Source organism: Phenylobacterium sp. (assembly GCF_036821595.1).
Classification (GTDB): domain Bacteria; phylum Pseudomonadota; class Alphaproteobacteria; order Caulobacterales; family Caulobacteraceae; genus Phenylobacterium.
Map to the genome: position 1 here is coordinate 81,450 of NZ_DAISJG010000011.1, position 17,560 is coordinate 99,009.

Sequence of the window (17,560 nt, forward strand, 5' to 3'; positions counted from 1 at the left end):
GGGGTGTGGGGGAGCCGGACAAGTCGGTCCGGAAGGCTTCGATGACCAACAGGGTCCTTCTGAACAATGTCGACCACGCCGACCTGCGGGTGATCACCCGCCATGGTCCGGAGTTCGGCGACGCCATCAACCAGGCGCTGGTCCTGCCCACCGAACTTGAGGCGGCGCAGCGGGAATACCCGATCTTCCTGCGCAGGGACGCCAATGGCGAATACCAGGCCGTCGTCCTGCTGGGCCTGGACCGCAACGAGAACCTGTTCCTCGACGGAGACGGCTGGCAGGCGCGCTATGTGCCCGCCGTGCAGCAGCGCGGGCCCTTCTCCATCGCTCTGCAGGAGGGGCGGGACGGGACGGAGCCGATGCTCCACATCGATCTCGACCATCCGCGTGTCAGCCGCACCGAGGGCGAGCCCCTGTTTCTGTCGGCGGGGGGCAACGCGCCCTACCTGCAGCACGTCGCCCGGATGATGGGGACCGTCTACGACGGGCTGGAGATCAGCCGGGCGTTCTTCGAGGCGCTGGAGAGCGCCGGCCTGATCGAGCCGATCTCGGTGGAGGTGAAGCTGAACGACCGGGAGGAGTACGTCCTGCCGGACCTCTACACCATCTCCCAGGACCGGCTGAAGGAGCTGCCGCCCGAGGACCTCGCGCGGCTGAACCAGGCCGGCGTCCTGCGGGCGGCCTACATGGTGGTCTCGTCGCTGGGCAACATGAGCCGGCTGATCGACGCCAAGAACCGCAAGCTGGCGGCGCTCTGATGGCGGGACCTCCGAGCGGCATCGGGCGCAGGACCGAGGCGGTCGGCGGCGTCTGTCCGGCAGACATACCGTTCGACGAGATCCTGGGCGCCCAGCGGCCGATGATCTTCCGCGGCATGGCCCGCGACTGGCCGCTGGTGCGGCTGGGGTTGGAGGCGCCCGAGCGCGCCATGGCCTATCTGAAGGGCTTCGACAGCGGCGAGCGGGTGGTGGGCTATACCGGCCCGCCGCAGATCCGTGGCCGCTTCTTCTATAACCCCGACCTGACCAGCTTGAACTTCCGCTCCGAGCGGGTGAGGCTGGGCGAGTTCCTGGACCGCATCGCCGAGGGGCTGGCGGCGGCCGAAGGGCCCTCGCTCTACATCGGCTCCACCGACCTCGACGCCTACCTGCCGGGTTTCCGGGCCGAGAACGACCTGGGCCTGCCCCCGGAGACCTTCGGCGAGACGCCGCCGCTGGCCAGCATCTGGATCGGCAACCGGACGACGGCGGCGACCCACTACGACATGTCCAACAACATCGCCTGCTGCCTGGTCGGCCGCAGGCGCTTCACCCTGTTCCCGCCGGAGCAGGTGGAGAACCTCTATCCGGGCCCCCTGGACCCCACGCCCGGCGGCCAGGTGGTGAGCCTCGTGGACCTCAACGCCCCGGACCACGACCGCTTCCCGCGGTTCCGGGAGGCGCAGGCGGCGGGGCAGGTGGCCGAGCTCGAGGCCGGCGACGTGCTCGTCTACCCGGCGCTCTGGTGGCACCAGGTGGAGGCGCTGGAGCCGTTCAACGTGCTGGTGAACTACTGGTGGAACGCCACGCCGGGCTTCATGGACACGCCCATGAACACCCTGCTGCACGGGCTGCTCAGCCTGCGCGACCGGCCAGAGTTCGAGAAGCGCGGCTGGAAGGCCCTGTTCGACTACTACGTCTTCGGCCCCGCCGGTCGGGCCGGGGCCCACATGCCGGAGGCCGCGCGCGGGGCGCTCGGGCCGATGGACGAGATGAAGGCGCGGCGATTGCGCGCCCAGCTGCTCAACCGCCTCAACAGATAGGCTTCCGGCCAAGGGGAAACGCCATGCAGCAACAACAGGTCGTCAGGAAGGTGGTCATCGCCGGCGGCGGCTCGGCGGGCTGGATGACCGCCCAGGCGCTGGCGACGCAGCTGGGCCCGCTGGTGGACCTAACCCTGGTGGAATCCGACGCCATCGGCACGGTGGGCGTGGGGGAATCCACCATCCCCACGGCGCGCACCTTCGTCCACCTGCTCGGCCTCGACGAACGCGAGTTCATGCGCGAGACCCAGGCGACCTTCAAGATCGGCATCCTGTTCGACAACTGGGCGCGCATCGGCGACCGCTACATCCACTCCTTCGGCGAGGTCGGCAAGTCGACCCTGCTGGCCCACTTCCACCACCTGTGGCTGGAGGCGCGCGCGCAGGGCTTCGGCGGCGACCTCGGCGACTACTGCCTGGAGTACAAGGCCTCGGCGGAGGGCAAGTTCTTCACCAGCGAGACCGCCCCGCTGAACTACGCCTACCACCTCGATGCGACGAAGTTCGGCCAGTACCTGCGCGGGCGCTGCATGAAGCAGGGCGTGCGGCGGATCGAGGGCAAGATCCAGGAGGTGAAGCAGCACCCCGAGACCGGCTTCGTCGAGGCCCTGGTCATGGAGTCCGGCGAGCGGGTCGAGGGCGACCTGTTCATCGACTGCACCGGCTTCCGCGGCCTGCTGATCGAGCAGACCCTGAAGGCCGGCTTCGAGGACTGGGGCCACTGGCTGCCCAACGACCGGGCCGTGGCCATGCAGACCGCCGCCGTCGGTCCCGCCGCGCCGCTGACCCGGGCGATCGCCCACAAGGCCGGCTGGCAGTGGGGCATCCCGCTGCAGCACCGCGAGGGCAATGGCTGGGTCTATTCCTCCGGGCACATGTCCGACGATGAGGCCCGCGACCTGTTCCTGGGCCAGCTCAGGGGCGAGCACCTGACCGAGCCGTGGCTGATCCGCTTCCGCCCCGGGCGGCGGCGCAAGAGCTGGGACAAGAACGTCATCGCCCTCGGCCTCGCCAGCGGCTTCATCGAGCCCCTGGAATCCACGTCCCTGCACATGATCATGATCGGGGTCACGCGGCTGCTGCAGCTGTTCCCGTTCGGGGGCGTCAACGACAGCCTGATCAACCGCTTCAACCACCTGGCCGACCAGGAGATCGTCCGCATTCGCGACTTCGTGGTGATGCACTACAAGCTGACCGAGCGGAACGACACGCCCTACTGGGACCGCTGCCGGACCATGGAGATCCCCGACAGCCTGGCCGAGCGCATCGAGCTGTTCCGGGAGAGCGCGCAGATCTACACGATCCCCGGCGAGCTGTTCCAGATCGCCTCGTGGCTGCAGGTGATGACGGGCCAGCGGGTGGAGCCGAAGAGCTACCACTATATGGCCCGAATGATGCCGCCGGCGCAGCTCAGGAAGGCGCTGGAGGACCTGAAGGGCCACATCGCCCGGGCGGTCGACCGCATGCCGAGCCACCAGGCCTTCGTGGAGCAGTACGTGGCCCAGCGGGCGGCGGAGCCGGCCTGATGTCGGCAAGGCGACGCCCATTTTGGGTAGCGGACCGAGCCGCCGCTTGATGAACGTCAACTGAGATCCGCGAGGCGGGACGTTCTGTGCCCGGACGGCTTTACGGCCGCGGGAGCACAGGGCGCGATCATGTACGAGGATTTCCAGACTGGCGGACTGGCCCCGGCGCTGTCCGGCCCGGCGGGCCGCCGGGCCTGCCGCGACGAGGAATCGCCATTCGCGGATGGGGAGCTGTTCTTCTCGCGCACCGACCCGCACGGGGTGATCCGCCACGGCAACGCGGTGTTCCAGCGGGTCAGCAGGTACGACTGGGACGAACTGGTCGGCAAGCCGCACAAGATCATCCGCCACCCGGACACGCCGCGGGCGGTGTTCTGGCTTCTCTGGGATTCCATCCGGCGCGGCGAGCCGGTCGGGGCCTATGTGAAGAACCGGGCGAAGGACGGCTGCTACTACTGGGTGTTCGCCATCGTCACCCCGATCGAGGACGGCTTCCTGTCGGTGCGGCTGCGCCCCGGCGGCCCGCTGTTCGAGACGGTGCAGGCGGTCTACCGGGCGTGCGCCGAGGCCGAACGGGCGGAGGACCTCGCCCCCGAGGCCAGCGCCGGTCGGCTGCTCGCCTGCCTCGGCGAGCTGGGCTTCCGCGACTACCCGGCCTTCCAGGCGGCGGCGCTGAGCGCCGAGCTGCGCGCGCGCGGCCAGCGGCTCGGGCGACCCGCCGACACGGCCCTGGAAGGCTTCGACCGGATCCTGGAGGCGGCCGGCGCCCTGCTGGAGCCGACGCGGACCGTCACCGACGCCTGCGGGCTCTACACCCACCTGCCGCTCAACCTGCGCATCCAGGCCGCCCAGCTCGGCCAGGCGGGGGCCGCGATCAGCGCGATCTCGGTGAACTACAGCGCCATCAGCACGGAGTTCGCGCAGGCGGTGGAGCGGTTCGCCGCCTCCGCGTCCGAGGTGAACCGGGCGGTGGCCGACGGCCTCTTCCTGCTGGGCGCCGCCCACGTGCAGCAGGAGATGGCGGAGGCCTTCGGGCGGGAGGCCGGCGCCGCGGGCGCGGACGCCGAGGCCGAGATCGCCCGCCTGGACGGGCAGCGGCGGACCTATTCGCAGAAGGCGGAGGCGGGGCTCGTGGCCATCGATCGCCGGGTGGCCGCCTTCCGCGACGACTGCGCCCAGATGAGCCGGCTGGCGGCCAGCCTGGAGGTCACCCGGATCATGGGCGAGGTGGAATGCGCGGCCGCGGCCGGGGCGGCGGACGGGCTGGCCAAGCTGCTCGAGGAACTGGGCCAATTCCAGCGGACGCTCACCGAGGCGCTGCGCGAGCTCTCCCGCCGCAACGCCGAGATCGCGGCGTTCAGCGGCCGGCTGATCGGGGGCGACCGGGGCGACGGGCCCGTCCCTCAGCGGGCGACGTAGAAGGCGAAGACCGTCGTCGAGCGGAAGGTCTCGCCCGGGCGCAGGACCGTGGAGGGGAACTGCGGCTTGTTCGGGCTGTCCGGGGTGTGCTGAGTCTCCAGCGCCACGCCGTGGTGCTTGCGCAGCAGCACCCCCGAGGCGGCCCGCAGCGTGCCGTTCCAGTGGTTGGCCGTGTAGACCTGGACGCCGGGCTCCGTGGTCAGCACGTCCAGCCGGCGGCCGCTCCGCGGGTCCTCCAGCCGGGCGGCGAAGACCGGCATGCGGGGGTGATGGCCGCGCCGCAGCATGAAGTTGTGGTCGAAGCCGTCGCGGCTGAACCTCATCTCGCGATGGCCCTTCCCGACCCGGTCGCCGATGCGTGTGGGCTTTCGAAGGTCCAGCGGACCGCCGGCCACGGAGGCGATCTCGCCGGTCGGGACCAGGGCCTCGTCGCCGGGCGTGTAGCTGTCCGCCGCCACGGTCAGCCGGTGGTCGAGGACGTCGCGCACCGCGTCGCCCGAGAGGTTGAAGTAGGCGTGGTTGGTGAGGTTCACGACCGTGGGCCGGTCGGTCGCAGCCTCGTAGTCGATCCGCAGGGCGCCCCGGTTGTCGAGGGTGTAGGTGACAGTCACGTCCAGGGCGCCGGGGTAGCCGTTCTCCCCGTCGGCGGCGCGATAGGTCAGGACTACGCCGGCCTTGCCGGGTGAGCGGAAGGTGCGGCCGGACCAGTTGCGGGTGCAGAAGCCGGTGGGGCCGCCGTGGGAGCTGATGCCCCGAGCGTTGGACGGCAGCGGGTATCTGACGCCGTCGAGGGTGAAGCCGCCGCCGGCGATGCGGTTGGCGTAGCGGCCGATGACGCAGTTGAAGGAGCCGTTGGCCTCGTAGGCGGCGAGGTCGGGCAGGCCCAGCACGACATTGGCGCGGCGGCCGCGGCGGTCGGGGGTGCGGACCTGGTCGATGCGCGCGCCGTGGCTGAGGATCCGCACCGTCATGCCGCGGTCGTTGACGAGGGTGTAGGCCTCGACGCGCGCACCGTCGGCGGCCACGCCGTAGGGCTCGCTGCGGGCCTCGGCGGCGAGCGCTGGGGCGGCGGCCAGCAGGGCCACGGCGGCGAGGCCGATACTGATCCAGACGCGGCTGGCCATGTCTCCCCCTTGCGGCGCTCGCATCCTGGCCGCCTCCGGACGGCCTCGCAACGGTCATAACTGAATACAGTAGACAAAACTTGCCGCTGCCACACTGCTGAAATACCGTCGTGGCCGAGATCGCAGGCGGGCCGGTCTGACGGCCGCACAACAGGGCGACGGGGGAGGCTTCATGAGCATGATGAGCAAGGCGGGCGCGGGCCTGGCCGCCGTGGCGGCGGGGCTGGCGATAGCCGGCGCGGCGGCGGCCGAGATCGCGGTCTCGGTGAACGACGGCAAGCAGCTTCGGCCCGGCGACGACCCGCCCGGCCGCACGCCCGACACCCTTGCGGTCCTGGACCTGACGGCGGCGGGGCCGAAGGTGCTGGGGACCGTGCCTGCGCCCGCGAGCATGATCGGGCCGCCGAGCAGCGTGGCGGTGACGCCTGACGCGCGGCTGGCGCTGGTCACCGCCGCCCAGAAACTGGACGCCAACGGCCCGGTGACCCTGGTGCTGGACGACACCCTCACGGTCGTCGACCTCTCGAACCCCGCCGCGCCGAAGGTCGCCCAGACCCTGCAGGCCGGCGCCGGTGCGACCGGCGTGGCGGTCAACAGGGCGGGTACGCTCGCGCTCGTGGTCAGCACCGGCGACGATACGGTGTCGGTGTTCGGCATCTCCCGCGGCCGGCTGACGCCGGCGGGGAAGGTCCGGCTGCCCTACCAGGCGCGGCCCACCGACGTGGCCTTCACGCCCGACGGCAAGTCCGCGCTCGTCGTGGCCCAGACCGCCGGCAGCATCCTGCGGCTGGCGGTGGACGGGACCAAGGTGACGCGCACCGAGGTGGCCGTGCAGCCGGGCCTGCAGCCCTATGGCGTCGTGGTGAGCCCGAAGGGGGACTTCGCCTACAACACCAACCTGGGCGGCCGGCGGCCGACGCCGGGCCAGCTGGCGCCTCCGGGGCCGCGGCCGGGGACGATCTCGGCCATCGACCTTTCCACCAACCAGGTGGCGAACTCCGTCGACGTGGGCCAGACGCCGGAGCACCTGACGCTGAGCGCCGATGGCGGCTTCATGGCGGTGACCGTGGCCAACGGTTCGGGCGGCTCGCCGGGCTCGCCGGGCTCGCCGGGCTCGCCGGGCTACAACGACTTCGGCCTGCTCAAGGTCTACCGCGTCGCGGGCGCCGAGCTCACGCCGGTGGCCGAGGCGAAGACCGGCCGCTGGTGCCAGGGGGCGGCCTGGACCAAGGACCGCAGCCGCGTGCTGCTGCAGTGCGCGGCCGGCCGCGAGGTCGAGTCCTACCGCTTCGACGGCGCGAGCCTGACGCGGGAGCCCGGCGAGACGCTGAAGTTCGCCGCCCGGCCCGCCAGCATCGCCACCGCCACCGGTCGCTAGGAGACACCCCGATGACGATGCGCATGATCGGCGCGGGCCTTGCGTCCGCCGCGGTCCTGGCCCTGGCGAGCGCGGCCGGCGCCCAGACCTTCGCAGAGACCTCCGGCCCGGCGCGGGATGGCTCGCCCGCCTGGACGCTGCAGGGTTCGTTCCCCGACCCGACTGGCAACACGAGCGTCGCGCCCGGCGGCGTGGTGGCGGTGCTGCCGCGTACGCCGCCCCCGCCGCGTCCGCCCGGCGCGCAACGCCCGCCGGGCGCCTGCGTGCGCTCCCCGATCTGCGGCAACCGGCTCAGCCCGCCGCGCGGCCAGATGCAGCGGGTCCGCTGGGACGAGACGCTCGGCTACGGCTTCGCCTATCCCATCGACCTGCCGCCGGGCATCGGCGGCGTGCCCGCCGTGGCGCTGGACTCGAAGGAGAACCTCTGGGTCTTCCAGCGGAAGCCCGCCGGGATGCCCCAGCTCCTCAAGTACGACCGCACGAACCGCCTCGTGCAGCAGGTGGGCGACGAGGTGATCGGCCACCACGACAAGGCCCACGGCATGGCCGTGGACGCCCAGGACAACGTCTGGATCGTCGACACCGCCAAGGCGACGGTGAAGAAGGTCAGTCCCGACGGGAAGCTGCTGATGACCATCGGCCAGGAGGGCCGGCCGGGCGACTGGGACGAGGCCAAGGGCCAGCGCCTGCTGTGGCAGCCGGTGATGGTCGCCTTCGGCCGCAACGGCGACCTCTACATCGCCGAGGGCCACGCCAACGAGAGCCCCAACGACACCGACAGCGACGACCCGGCCAACAACCTGGGCGCGGCGCGGATCATCCAGCTCGACAAGGACGGCAAGTTCATCCGCCAGTGGTTCGGCAACAACGTGGGGCAGGGGAAGTTCGTCGACGCCCACGGCCTGGCCATCGACCCGACCAACGGCGACGTCTGGATCGGCGACCGCGAGCAGTACCGGATCGTGATCTACACCGCGGACGGCAAGTTCAAGCGGACCCTGCAGACCCGCAACCTGGTCTGCGCCCTGCAGTTCGACCGCGACGGCAATCCCTGGATGGCCAGCGGCCAGGACGGCCAGTTCCTGAAGCTGGACCGCAACGGCAAGGTGGTGGGGGCCGTCGGCCGCGGCATGGGCATCGGTCCCGGCGAGTTCATCGAGGCCAGCTACTGGGTGTTCGACAAGGACAACAACCTGTGGGCCGGCGACACCAGCGTGGGCCGGGTGACGAAGATGGTCCGGGCGCGGCGCTAGCCGCGCCGGCCTATTTCACCGGGGTCAGGCGGAACACCCGGCCGGGCGTGGAGGCGATCACATTGATCGTAGTGCCCGCCCCGGTCGGGCTCTGCAGCAGGATGTAGAGGTAGCCGTCCGGCCCCTGGCTGACGGCGCGCACGCGGCCGAACTGCTGGAAGAGCACCTCCTGCCCGGTGACCTCGCGCCCGCGCACCTCGAGGCGGCGGAGCTGCTGGCCGACCAGGCCGGTGACGAACAGGCTGTTCTTCCAGCCCGGGTAGCGGTCGCCGGCGTAGAAGGCGATTCCGGCCGGCGCGATGGTCGGGGTGTAGTGGACGACCGGCGGCTCCATCCCCTCGCGGAAGCGGGCGGTGATGCCGGGCTGGATGCCCATGGAGACCACGCCCCAGCCGTAGTTCTTCCCCTTCTCGACTATGTTGATCTCGTCGCCGCCCACCGGGCCGTGCTCGGATTCCCAGAGCGCGCCCGTGCCCGGCTGCCAGGCGAGGCCCTCGGGATTGCGGTGGCCCAGGCTCCAGATGGTGGGCCAGGCGCCGGGGGTGTTCACGAAGGGGTTGTCGGCGGCCGGCGTCCCGTCGTCGTTGACCCGGTGGATCTTGCCCAGGGGGTTGTCGAGCTTCTGGGCGTTGGCCATGTCGCCGCGGTCGCCCACGGAGAACAGCAGCTTGCCCTGCCTGTCCCAGGCGAAGCGCGAGCCGTAGTGGGAGCCGTTGGCGGTGTAGAGCGAATAGGGCGCGCGGAAGACCGGCTCGCTGTCGACCCATTCATTGCGGGCGTTGATCTTCCCCCGGATCACCACGGTCATGTTGGGCGGGTTCGGCGGCCGCTGGCTGTAGGGCAGGCTGGCAGTGGCGCGCGGCGGGGCCGTGTGGCCCTGCGCCATCTCCACATAGGAGAGGTAGATCCAGCCGTTGCGGCGGTAGTCGGGATGCACCGTGACGTCGAGCAGGCCAGCGTCCTGGCGCTCGAACACCTCGGGCAGGCCCGTGACGGGCGGCAGGAGCTTGCCCTTGTGGATGATCCTCAGACGGCCGGGCCGTTCGGTGACCAGCATCCGGCCGTCCGGCAGGAAGGCCATGCCCCAGGGGGTCTCCAGGCCCTCGGCGACCACGTCGAGGCGGAAGGCCTGCTTCTCGCTGCGGATCACCTTGCCGGCCGGGTTCTCGACGAACACCGGCTCGAACGCCTGGTAGCCGGCCTCGAGCCGCAGGTGGGCGGCCAGCTGCCAGATCTGGGCGTCGGTCAGCATGTCCCTGAAGGCCGGCATGCCCGCGTCGGGCGCCCCGTCGCGGATGGTGCGGTGGAGCTGTTCGTCGGTGCGCTGGGCGAGCAGCTTCTGGTCGAGGATGTTCGGCGCGCGGGCCGCCGTGCGGCCGTCGCCGTGGCAGCCGGAGCAGGTGTCGGCGTAGAGCTTGGCGGTGGGCAGCGGCAGGAAGCCCTGGGTGCGGGAGCCGTCTGGCGGCTGTTGCTGGGCCGCCACCTGGCCCGCCCCCATCACGGAGGCCCCCAAGAGGGCGGCCAGGATCACGTCACGGCGTCCGGTCATGCTTCCTCCCCTGTCGCCCTTGCGCGGGCGATCTCGCACCTGATTACAGGCTCAGGCGTCGGCTGAATAGCATATTGTATACGGAAATGGGGGCGCCCGGACCGGGGCTCCGGCGTGGTCCGGGCGCGCCGGGGCCTCAGGCCCCGGTCCAGTCGGGCTTGCCCTTCTTCTCCAGGAAGTTGCGCACGCCGGTCCGGAAATCGTGGCTGCCGTAGACCTCCTCGACGAGGTCATCGATGTCGGGCAGGGCGCGGTAGGTCAGTCGGCGCATGGCCTCCTTGCTGGCCTTCATGGTCAGCGGCGCCATGGACGCCAGCCGGTCGCAGATCGCCTGGGCCGCCTCGTCCAGCTGCTCGGGCTCGACGATGGAATGCAGCAGGCCGAGGCTCAGCATCTCCTGGGCCGGGATCATCTCGCCCAGCAGCAGCATTCGCTTGGCCTGGGCGATGCCCACATGGGCCACGGCGCGCGCGTAGCCCTTGGCCGAGAGACAGTTGCCGATGGTGCGGCCGAGCGGCGAGCCGAACTTGGCGCTGGGGGTGGCGATCCGGAAGTCGGCGGCGCAGGAGAGCGCTAGGCCACCGCCCACCGCCCATCCCTCGACGATGGCCAGGACCGGCTGGGGCAGGGCCTCCACGGCGCCGACGTACTCGTCCATCCGAGCCTCGTAGGCGATGCCGTCCTTGCCGGACGTGAAGTCGAGGAAACCGGTGATGTCGGTGCCGGAGAGGAAGGCCTTGCCGCCGGCGCCGCGCAGGGTGACGACGCGCACGCTGCGGTCCTCTGCGATCTCCCGGCAGACCCGGCCGAGGTCGGCCCACATCTGGACGGTCAGGGCGTTGAGTGCGGTAGGGTTGTCGAAGGTGATCCTGCCGACGGCGCCGACCTTCTCGTATCTCAGCTTCGGTTCGCTCATCGCGCGGCGTCCCCCTTGGTCCCGTCCAGCAGGCCGCGCTCGGCGAGTTCGCGGCGGATCTCCTCGTTGTGCTCGCCCAGCAGCGGCGGCGCGTGGCGCACCTGCTGCGGCGTGGCCGACATCTTCACCGGGAAGCCCAGGGCCTTGAAGGTCCCCTCCACCGGGTGCGGCACGTCCAGGACCATCTGGCGGGCGGCGGTGTGGTCGCTGGCGAGCGCCTGCTCGTAGTCGTAGATCTGCCCCGCCGGGACGCCGGCGGCGAGCAGCACCTCCACCCATTCGTCGGCGGTCTTCGCCAGGAAGATGGGCTTCAGGAGGTCGATCAGCTCGCGGGCGTTCACCAGCCGCTCGGTGTTGGTCAGGAAGCGCGGATCGTCGGCCAGCTCCGGCCGGCCGATCACGTCCAGGAAGGCCAGCCAGAGCTTCTGGTTGGCCGCGCCGAAGACGAAGTAGGCGTCCGACGCCTTCACCGCCTGGTAGGGCGCCGACATGCGGTTGGCGGTGCCGAGCGGCGAGGGCGACTTGCCGGTGCCCCAGAGCTCGGTGGTGGCCCAGACCGACAGGCCGAGCGCCGCCTCGAACAGGGAGGCGTCGATGAACTGGCCCTCGCCCGTGCGGTCGCGGCCGATGACGGCGCTGAGGATGGCGTAGACGGCGAACAGGCCCGCGCCCAGGTCGCCCACCGGGATGTCGCTCTTCACCGGCTCGCCGCCCGGGTGGCCGGTGGCGCTGATCACGCCGGACATGGCCTGGGCGATCAGGTCGTAGCCGGGGCGCAGCGCCCACGGTCCCGTCTGGCCGAAGCCGGAGATCGAGGCGTAGATGATCTTCGGGTTCACCGCCCGCAGGGCCTCGTAGCTCATGCCCAGGCGCTCGGCGACGCCGGGCCGGCCGTTCTCCACGACCACGTCGGCGGTCTTCACCAGGGCGTAGAAGACCTCGCGGTCGGCGTCGTCCTTGAGGTTCAGGGTGACGCTGCGCTTGTTCCGGTTCAGGGCCAGGAAGCCCGGGCTGTCCTCCCCCTTCAGACGGAACCCCATGGACTTGCGGGTCGAGTCGCCGACGCCTGGCGGCTCCACCTTGATCACGTCCGCGCCCATGTCCCCCAGCAGCATGCAGCAGAATGGCCCGGCCATGACCTGGGAGATGTCGAGGACCCGGATTCCGGCAAGGGGGAGGGTGGTCACTGTAGGCTTCTCCTGAGCGCCTCAGGTCCCGCCCGAACGCGCCTTGTTCTGTATACAGTGTTCATATACGGTCAAGGCCAATCAGGAGGAAGGACGGGGCGTCGGGGGCGTTCTGCGACCCAGGCTGGAGGGTCGCGCCGGGACGTCCGGCCCCGTTCGAAACAACGCCGCCGGAGCCCGGACATCATGAGTTTTCGCACCCTTCGCGGCCTCGCCGCCGCCGCCGCCGTCCTGACCGTCTCGGGATGCGGACAGAAACCCGCCGAACCGGCGCCGTCGGCCGAGGCCGGCCAGCTCCTGACCAACTTCACCCTGATCGACGGGACCGGACGCGCCGCCCAGCCCGGATCGGCCATGGTGATCGGCCCGGACGGCCGCATCGCCTGGGTCGGCCCGGCCGCCGAGGCCCGGCCGCCGCAGGGCGCCCGCACGGTGGATCTCGGCGGCAAGTACGTCATGCCCGGCCTCATCGACCTGCACGTCCATCTCGGCAATGTGGTGGACCTCAAGCAGGACTATCGCAACTACACGCGCGAGAGCGTCGAGAAGGACCTGAAGCAGTACGCCGCCTACGGCGTGACGACCGTACTCAGCATGGGCACCGACAACGACCTGATCCTGCCGCTGCGCGCCGAGCAGCGGCAGAGCGGCCGGCCGGCGATGGCGCGGGTCTACACGGCCGGGCAGGGGATGGTCTTCAAGGGCGGCTACGGCGGCGTGCCGGGGCTGAACCAGCCGGTCTCGACGCCGCAGGAGGCGCGCGCCGCCGTGGACGCCCAGGCCGCCAAGGGCGTGGACGTGATCAAGTTCTGGCTCGACGACGAGCTCGGGACCATGCCGAAGATGCCGCCGGAGGTCTCCGCCGCGATTATCGACCAGGCGCACAAGCACAAGCTGCGGGTGCTGGCGCACATCTTCTACCTCGAGGACGCCAAGCGGGTCGTGGGGCAGGGAGTCGACGGCCTGGTGCACAGCGTGCGCGACCGTCCGGTGGACCAGGCGCTGATCGACGCCATGAAGCAGCGCGGGACCTGGCAGGTGGCCGAGACCCTGTCGCGCGAGGCCTCGATGTTCGCCTACGGCGTCCCGCCCTCGGAGATCCTCAACGACCCCTTCTTCCAGGCCGCCGTCACCCCGGCCGCGCTCGCGCAGCTGAAGAGCCCCGAGCGGCAGAAGACCGTGGCCTCGGGTCCGCACTTCCATGACTACCCGGCCTTCCTCGATACGGCGAAGGCCAACCTGAAGCGGCTGAAGGACGGCGGCGTGCCCTACGGCTTCGGCACCGACTCCGGCCCCCCCGGCCGCTTCGCCGGCTACTTCTCGCACTGGGAGCTGGCGCTGATGGTGGAGTCGGGCTTCACCCCGGCCGAGGCGATCCGCACGGCCACGGGCGTGGCCGCGCAGTTCCTGGGGGCGAAGGACCTGGGCACCCTGGAGGCCGGCAAGCAGGCCGACCTGATGGTGCTCGACGCCGACCCCACTGCCGACATCCTGAACACCCGCAAGATCAACGCCGTCTACCTGGGGGGCCGGCCGGTCTCGGTCGTGAAACCGTAGGCGCGAAGAGCACCGCGGCGCGTCCGCCGGGCGCGCCGGACAGGAACAACAACAACAACAAGCCCGGGGCCGGCGGCATGCGCCGTCAGGACGCCGGCGTCTAGACACCCGAGGAAACCCTGAGCATGGCCGCTGCCGCTTCCCCCTCCGCACGTCCGACCCGCACCCGGCACGTGGTGCTGTGGCTGACGGTGGCGGTCTACATGATCACCTACATGGACCGGGTGGCGATCTCCGCCGCGGTCCCGTCGATCCAGAAGGAGTTCGGCTTCTCGACGGTGACGATCGGCTGGATCCTCGCCGCCTTCCAGCTGAGCTACGCCCTCTTCCAGATCCCCGGCGGCTGGCTGGGCGACCGGTTCGGACCGAGGCGGGCGCTCTCGGGCGTGGTGATCTGGTGGTCGATCTTCACCGCGGCGACCGCAGCGACCTGGTCGGCCACCTCGATGATCGTCTGCCGCTTCCTGTTCGGCATGGGCGAGGCCGGCGCCTTCCCGATCGCCACGCGCTCGCTGTCGCGCTGGATGCTGCCGTCCGAGCGCGGCTGGGCCCAGGGCGTGACCCACGCCGGCGCCCGGCTGGGCGGGGCGCTGACGCCGATCCTGGCGGCGGCCCTGATCGTGGCCTTCGGCTGGCGCGCGCCGTTCATCGTCTTCGCCCTGGTGGGCGTGGTCTGGGCGGTGGTCTGGTTCTGGTACTACCGCGACAGCCCGGCCGAGCACCGCTTCGTCAACGAGGCGGAGAAGGAGCTGATCACCTCGAAGCTCGGCGTGCGCCACGGCGCGGGCCGGCAGGCGGTTCCCTGGAAGCAGATCCTGACCAGCCCGCAGATGTGGATCCTGGCGGCGATGTACGCCTGCTACGCCTATTCGATCGGCATCTACCTCTCCTGGTTCCCCAAGTATCTGGTGGACACCCACGGCTTCGGCCTCGCCAAGATGGGCCTTTTCGCCAGCCTGCCGCTGATGGCGGGGGTGCTGGGCGACCTCGCCGGCGGCTACGTCTCCGACAAGCTCTACGAGCGCACGGGCAACCTGAAGATGGCGCGCCGCCTAGTGGCCATCGTGGGCTTCCTGGTGGCCGGCTCGATGATCCTGGTGGCGATCAGCCAGACGGACCCGGTGATCGGGGTGGCCTTCTTCTGCCTCGCCGTCTTCGGCCTGGAACTGACGGTGGGCGTGTCCTGGGCCGTGGCGCTCGACATCGGCGACGAATTCGCGGGCTCGGTCTCGGCGGTGATGAACACCGCCGGTAACCTGGGCGGGACCGTCGCGGCCGCCGCTACCGGGTACCTGGTGACCTACTACGGCTGGAACACCGCCTTCGGCGTGCTGGCGGCCCTCGCCGGGATCGCGGCCTTCCTGTTCCTCTGGATCGACGCGTCGAAGCGGGTCTACGCGACCCCGGCGGCGGCGGCCTGAACCCCGGGGGCGCGCGTGACGAGTGAGGGGTTCCAACCGTGAGAGCGGCCGACGTTAGCGACCTGAGGATCCTGGCGCGCCGGCGGCTGCCGCGGTTCCTGTTCGAGTACATCGACGGCGGGGCGTTCGCCGAGACGACGCTGAAGCGCAATGTGGAGGACCTGCAGACCCTGTCGGTGCGCCAGCGGGTGCTGCGCGACGTGGCCGAGATCGACCTCTCCACGGAGCTGCTCGGGCGGCGCGCGGCCCTGCCGGTGGCGCTGGCCCCGATCGGGCTCGCGGGCCTCTACGCCCGCCGCGGCGAGGTGCAGGCGGCCCGCGCCGCGGAGGCGGCCGGGATCCCCTTCTGCATGTCCACCGTCGCCGGCTGTTCGGTGGAGGAGGTCCGCGCGGCGGTGAGGGAGCCCTTCTGGTTCCAGCTCTACATGATCCGCGACCGGAGTTTCATGCGCGACCTGCTGGCGCGCGCCGAGGCGGCGGGGATAGACACCCTGCTGTTGACGGTCGACCTGCCGGTGAGCTCGACCCGCTACCGCGACATCCGCACCGGGCTGGCCAACGCCAGCGGCGTGGGCGGGCTGGTCTCGCGGATGTGGCAGGTGGCGCAGCGCCCCGGCTGGGCCTGGGACGTGGGCCTGTTCGGCCGGCCGCACCAGCTCGGCAACGTGGCCCGCGTCATGCCGCCGGGCACCGGGCTCGGCGGTTTCTTCGACTGGGTGGCGGCCAACTACGACCCGAGCGTCACCTGGAAGGAGATCGACTGGCTGCGCGAGCTCTGGAAGGGCCGGCTGGTCCTGAAGGGCGTGCTGGACCCCGACGACGCCAGGGCCTGCGTCTCGGTCGGCGTGGACGGGATCGTGGTCTCCAACCACGGCGGCCGACAGCTCGACGGGGCGCCGTCCAGCATCTCGGCCCTGCCGGCGGTGGCCGAGGCCGTGGACCGGCGGATCACGGTGCTGATGGACTCCGGCGTACGCTCGGGCCTCGACGTGATCCGGGCCATGGCGTCCGGGGCCGACGGGGTGATGATCGGCCGCGCCTGGGCCTACGCCCTCGCCGCCCAGGGCCAGCGCGGCGTCGCCGCGATGCTGGAGACTATCCGCGCCGAGATGCTCGTGGCCATGGCGCTGATCGGCGAGACCCGGGTCGCCGGGCTCGACCGCTCGGTGCTCACCTCGGGCCCCGCCGACCTGTCGGGCCCGCCCGGCCCGGCACGGCCGGCAGTCGCCGGTTGACGGCGAGTTTTCAGCTCAAGAAAGGGACTCCGGTGCCTAGCCTCCTTCCCCACGACGCCGAGGACAGCCTCCTCATCGGCCGCATCCGGACGCGGGAGGGGCCGTCGCCGGTGGCCGTGCGCCAGGGGCGGCTGGAGGACCTTTCCGCCGTCGCACCCACGGTCGCCGACCTGCTCGCCCGGCTCGCGCCCAACGAGGCCGTGCCGGCCGGACGCGACCTCGGCCCGCTCGCCGACCACGACCTCGCGCCGGAGTGGACGGACGGCGACGAGCGGCCGCTCCGCCTGTTGGCGCCCATCGACCTGCAGGCGGTCAAGGCCTGCGGGGTGACCTTCGCGGTCTCGGCCATCGAGCGGGTCATCGAGGAGCGGGCGCGCGGCGACGCCGGCCGCGCCGACGCCATCCGCGGCGAGCTGCAGGCGCGCATCGGGGCCGACATCGGCTCGGTGCGCCCGGGCTCGGAGGCCGCCGCCAGGCTCAAGGACGTGCTGATCGGCGAGGGGCTGTGGTCCCAATACCTGGAGGTGGCGATCGGGCCGCACGCCGAGGTGTTCACCAAGGCCCAGCCGCTGTCGGCGGTGGGAACCGGCGCCTATGTGGGCGTCCGCTCCGACAGCGAGTGGAACAACCCCGAGCCGGAGGTGGTGCTGGTCTGCGATCCGCAGGGCCGCGCCCGCGGGGCCATGCTGGGCAACGACGTCAATCTGCGCGACTTCGAGGGGCGCTCGGCCCTGCTGCTCGGCGAGGCGAAGGACAACAACGCCTCCTGCGCCGTGGGACCGTTCATCCGGCTGTTCGACGGCGACTTCACCATGGACGACGTGCGCCAGGCGGTGGTCTCGCTGGAGATCCAGGGGGAGGACAACTTCCGACTGGAAGGGACCTCGACCATGAGCCTGATAAGCCGCGATCCCCTGGATCTCGCCGCCCAGGCGACCCACCACCACCAGTACCCGGACGGCTTCGTCCTGTTCCTCGGCACGCTGTTCGCGCCGACCCAGGACCGGGACGCGCCCGGCCGCGGCTTCACCCACAAGACCGGCGACGTGGTCCGCGTCGCGAGCCCCAAGCTCGGGCTGCTGGAGAACAAGGTCACGTCCTGCGAGCTGGCGCCCCCCTGGACGTTCGGGGTGGGGGCCCTGATGCGTAACCTGGCCGGACGCGGCCTGCTTTCGGCGGAGGCCGCACGATGAC

General features: G+C 71.2%; 14 protein-coding genes. 10 read left to right on the top strand and 4 right to left on the bottom strand.

Going from position 1 to position 17,560, the window contains the following annotated elements; translation table 11 throughout:
* The first annotated feature begins 41 nt into the window (after positions 1 to 41).
* The 4 genes from V7Z97_RS08250 to V7Z97_RS08265 all read left to right on the top strand — a co-directional run bounded on the left by V7Z97_RS08250 (position 42) and on the right by V7Z97_RS08265 (position 4,746).
* On the top strand, positions 42 to 758 hold the full coding sequence (locus tag V7Z97_RS08250) for a SapC family protein (protein WP_334162696.1): 717 nt from the start codon (positions 42 to 44) through the stop codon (positions 756 to 758).
* Complete coding sequence (locus V7Z97_RS08255) at positions 758 to 1,801, top strand: cupin-like domain-containing protein (RefSeq protein ID WP_334162698.1); 1,044 nt, start codon at positions 758 to 760, stop codon at positions 1,799 to 1,801. Before V7Z97_RS08250 ends, V7Z97_RS08255 begins: the two co-directional genes overlap by 1 nt.
* 23 nt (positions 1,802 to 1,824) lie before the next feature.
* Positions 1,825 to 3,327, top strand: a complete 1,503-nt coding sequence (locus tag V7Z97_RS08260; protein WP_334162699.1) for a tryptophan halogenase family protein — start codon at positions 1,825 to 1,827, stop codon at positions 3,325 to 3,327.
* A 129-nt stretch (positions 3,328 to 3,456) separates the two neighbouring features.
* The gene (locus V7Z97_RS08265; protein WP_334162700.1) at positions 3,457 to 4,746 is read left to right on the top strand and encodes a PAS domain-containing protein; all 1,290 of its coding nucleotides are present in this window, start codon (positions 3,457 to 3,459) and stop codon (positions 4,744 to 4,746) included.
* On the opposite strand, the gene V7Z97_RS08270 is transcribed toward V7Z97_RS08265, so the two are convergent.
* Entirely contained in the window at positions 4,731 to 5,870 is a 1,140-nt protein-coding gene (locus tag V7Z97_RS08270) for an aldose epimerase family protein (protein WP_334162701.1), read from the bottom strand. The two genes, V7Z97_RS08265 and V7Z97_RS08270, sit on opposite strands and share 16 nt — an antisense overlap.
* Positions 5,871 to 6,042: 172 nt before the next feature.
* Here V7Z97_RS08270 and V7Z97_RS08275 point away from each other — a divergent pair, with 172 nt between their 5' ends.
* Together V7Z97_RS08275 and V7Z97_RS08280 are read left to right on the top strand one after the other, a co-directional pair.
* Complete coding sequence (locus tag V7Z97_RS08275; RefSeq protein WP_334162702.1) at positions 6,043 to 7,248, top strand: YncE family protein; 1,206 nt, start codon at positions 6,043 to 6,045, stop codon at positions 7,246 to 7,248.
* 11 nt (positions 7,249 to 7,259) lie between these two features.
* Complete coding sequence (locus V7Z97_RS08280; RefSeq protein WP_334162704.1) at positions 7,260 to 8,501, top strand: hypothetical protein; 1,242 nt, start codon at positions 7,260 to 7,262, stop codon at positions 8,499 to 8,501.
* A 10-nt stretch (positions 8,502 to 8,511) separates the two neighbouring features.
* Here V7Z97_RS08280 and V7Z97_RS08285 read toward each other — a convergent pair whose 3' ends face one another.
* The 3 genes from V7Z97_RS08285 to V7Z97_RS08295 all read right to left on the bottom strand — a co-directional run bounded on the left by V7Z97_RS08285 (position 8,512) and on the right by V7Z97_RS08295 (position 12,153).
* Positions 8,512 to 10,050 carry a PQQ-dependent sugar dehydrogenase gene (locus tag V7Z97_RS08285; RefSeq protein ID WP_334162706.1) on the bottom strand — a complete coding sequence of 513 codons (1,539 nt, stop codon included), beginning with the start codon at positions 10,048 to 10,050 and terminating at the stop codon, positions 8,512 to 8,514.
* 136 nt (positions 10,051 to 10,186) lie between these two features.
* Positions 10,187 to 10,966, bottom strand: coding sequence for an enoyl-CoA hydratase/isomerase family protein (locus V7Z97_RS08290; RefSeq protein WP_334162707.1), 780 nt, complete (start codon positions 10,964 to 10,966; stop codon positions 10,187 to 10,189).
* Positions 10,963 to 12,153: a CaiB/BaiF CoA transferase family protein gene (locus V7Z97_RS08295; protein WP_334162708.1), complete on the bottom strand. Its 1,191-nt coding sequence runs from the start codon at positions 12,151 to 12,153 to the stop codon at positions 10,963 to 10,965. The genes V7Z97_RS08290 and V7Z97_RS08295 overlap by 4 nt, the downstream gene beginning before the upstream one ends.
* A 186-nt stretch (positions 12,154 to 12,339) precedes the next feature.
* On the opposite strand from V7Z97_RS08295, the gene V7Z97_RS08300 reads away from it, so the two are divergent.
* The 4 genes from V7Z97_RS08300 to V7Z97_RS08315 all read left to right on the top strand — a co-directional run bounded on the left by V7Z97_RS08300 (position 12,340) and on the right by V7Z97_RS08315 (position 17,559).
* The gene (locus tag V7Z97_RS08300; protein WP_334162709.1) at positions 12,340 to 13,710 is read left to right on the top strand and encodes an amidohydrolase family protein; all 1,371 of its coding nucleotides are present in this window, start codon (positions 12,340 to 12,342) and stop codon (positions 13,708 to 13,710) included.
* Between the two features lie 125 nt (positions 13,711 to 13,835).
* The gene (locus V7Z97_RS08305) at positions 13,836 to 15,131 is read left to right on the top strand and encodes an MFS transporter (RefSeq protein WP_334162711.1); all 1,296 of its coding nucleotides are present in this window, start codon (positions 13,836 to 13,838) and stop codon (positions 15,129 to 15,131) included.
* A gap of 38 nt (positions 15,132 to 15,169) precedes the next feature.
* Positions 15,170 to 16,366 (top strand): L-lactate dehydrogenase, encoded by a 1,197-nt coding sequence (locus V7Z97_RS08310; RefSeq protein ID WP_334162713.1) that lies wholly within the window; start codon positions 15,170 to 15,172, stop codon positions 16,364 to 16,366.
* Positions 16,367 to 16,398: 32 nt separating this feature from the next.
* Positions 16,399 to 17,559: a fumarylacetoacetate hydrolase family protein gene (locus tag V7Z97_RS08315; protein WP_334162715.1), complete on the top strand. Its 1,161-nt coding sequence runs from the start codon at positions 16,399 to 16,401 to the stop codon at positions 17,557 to 17,559.
* The last annotated feature ends 1 nt before the right edge of the window (position 17,560 follow it).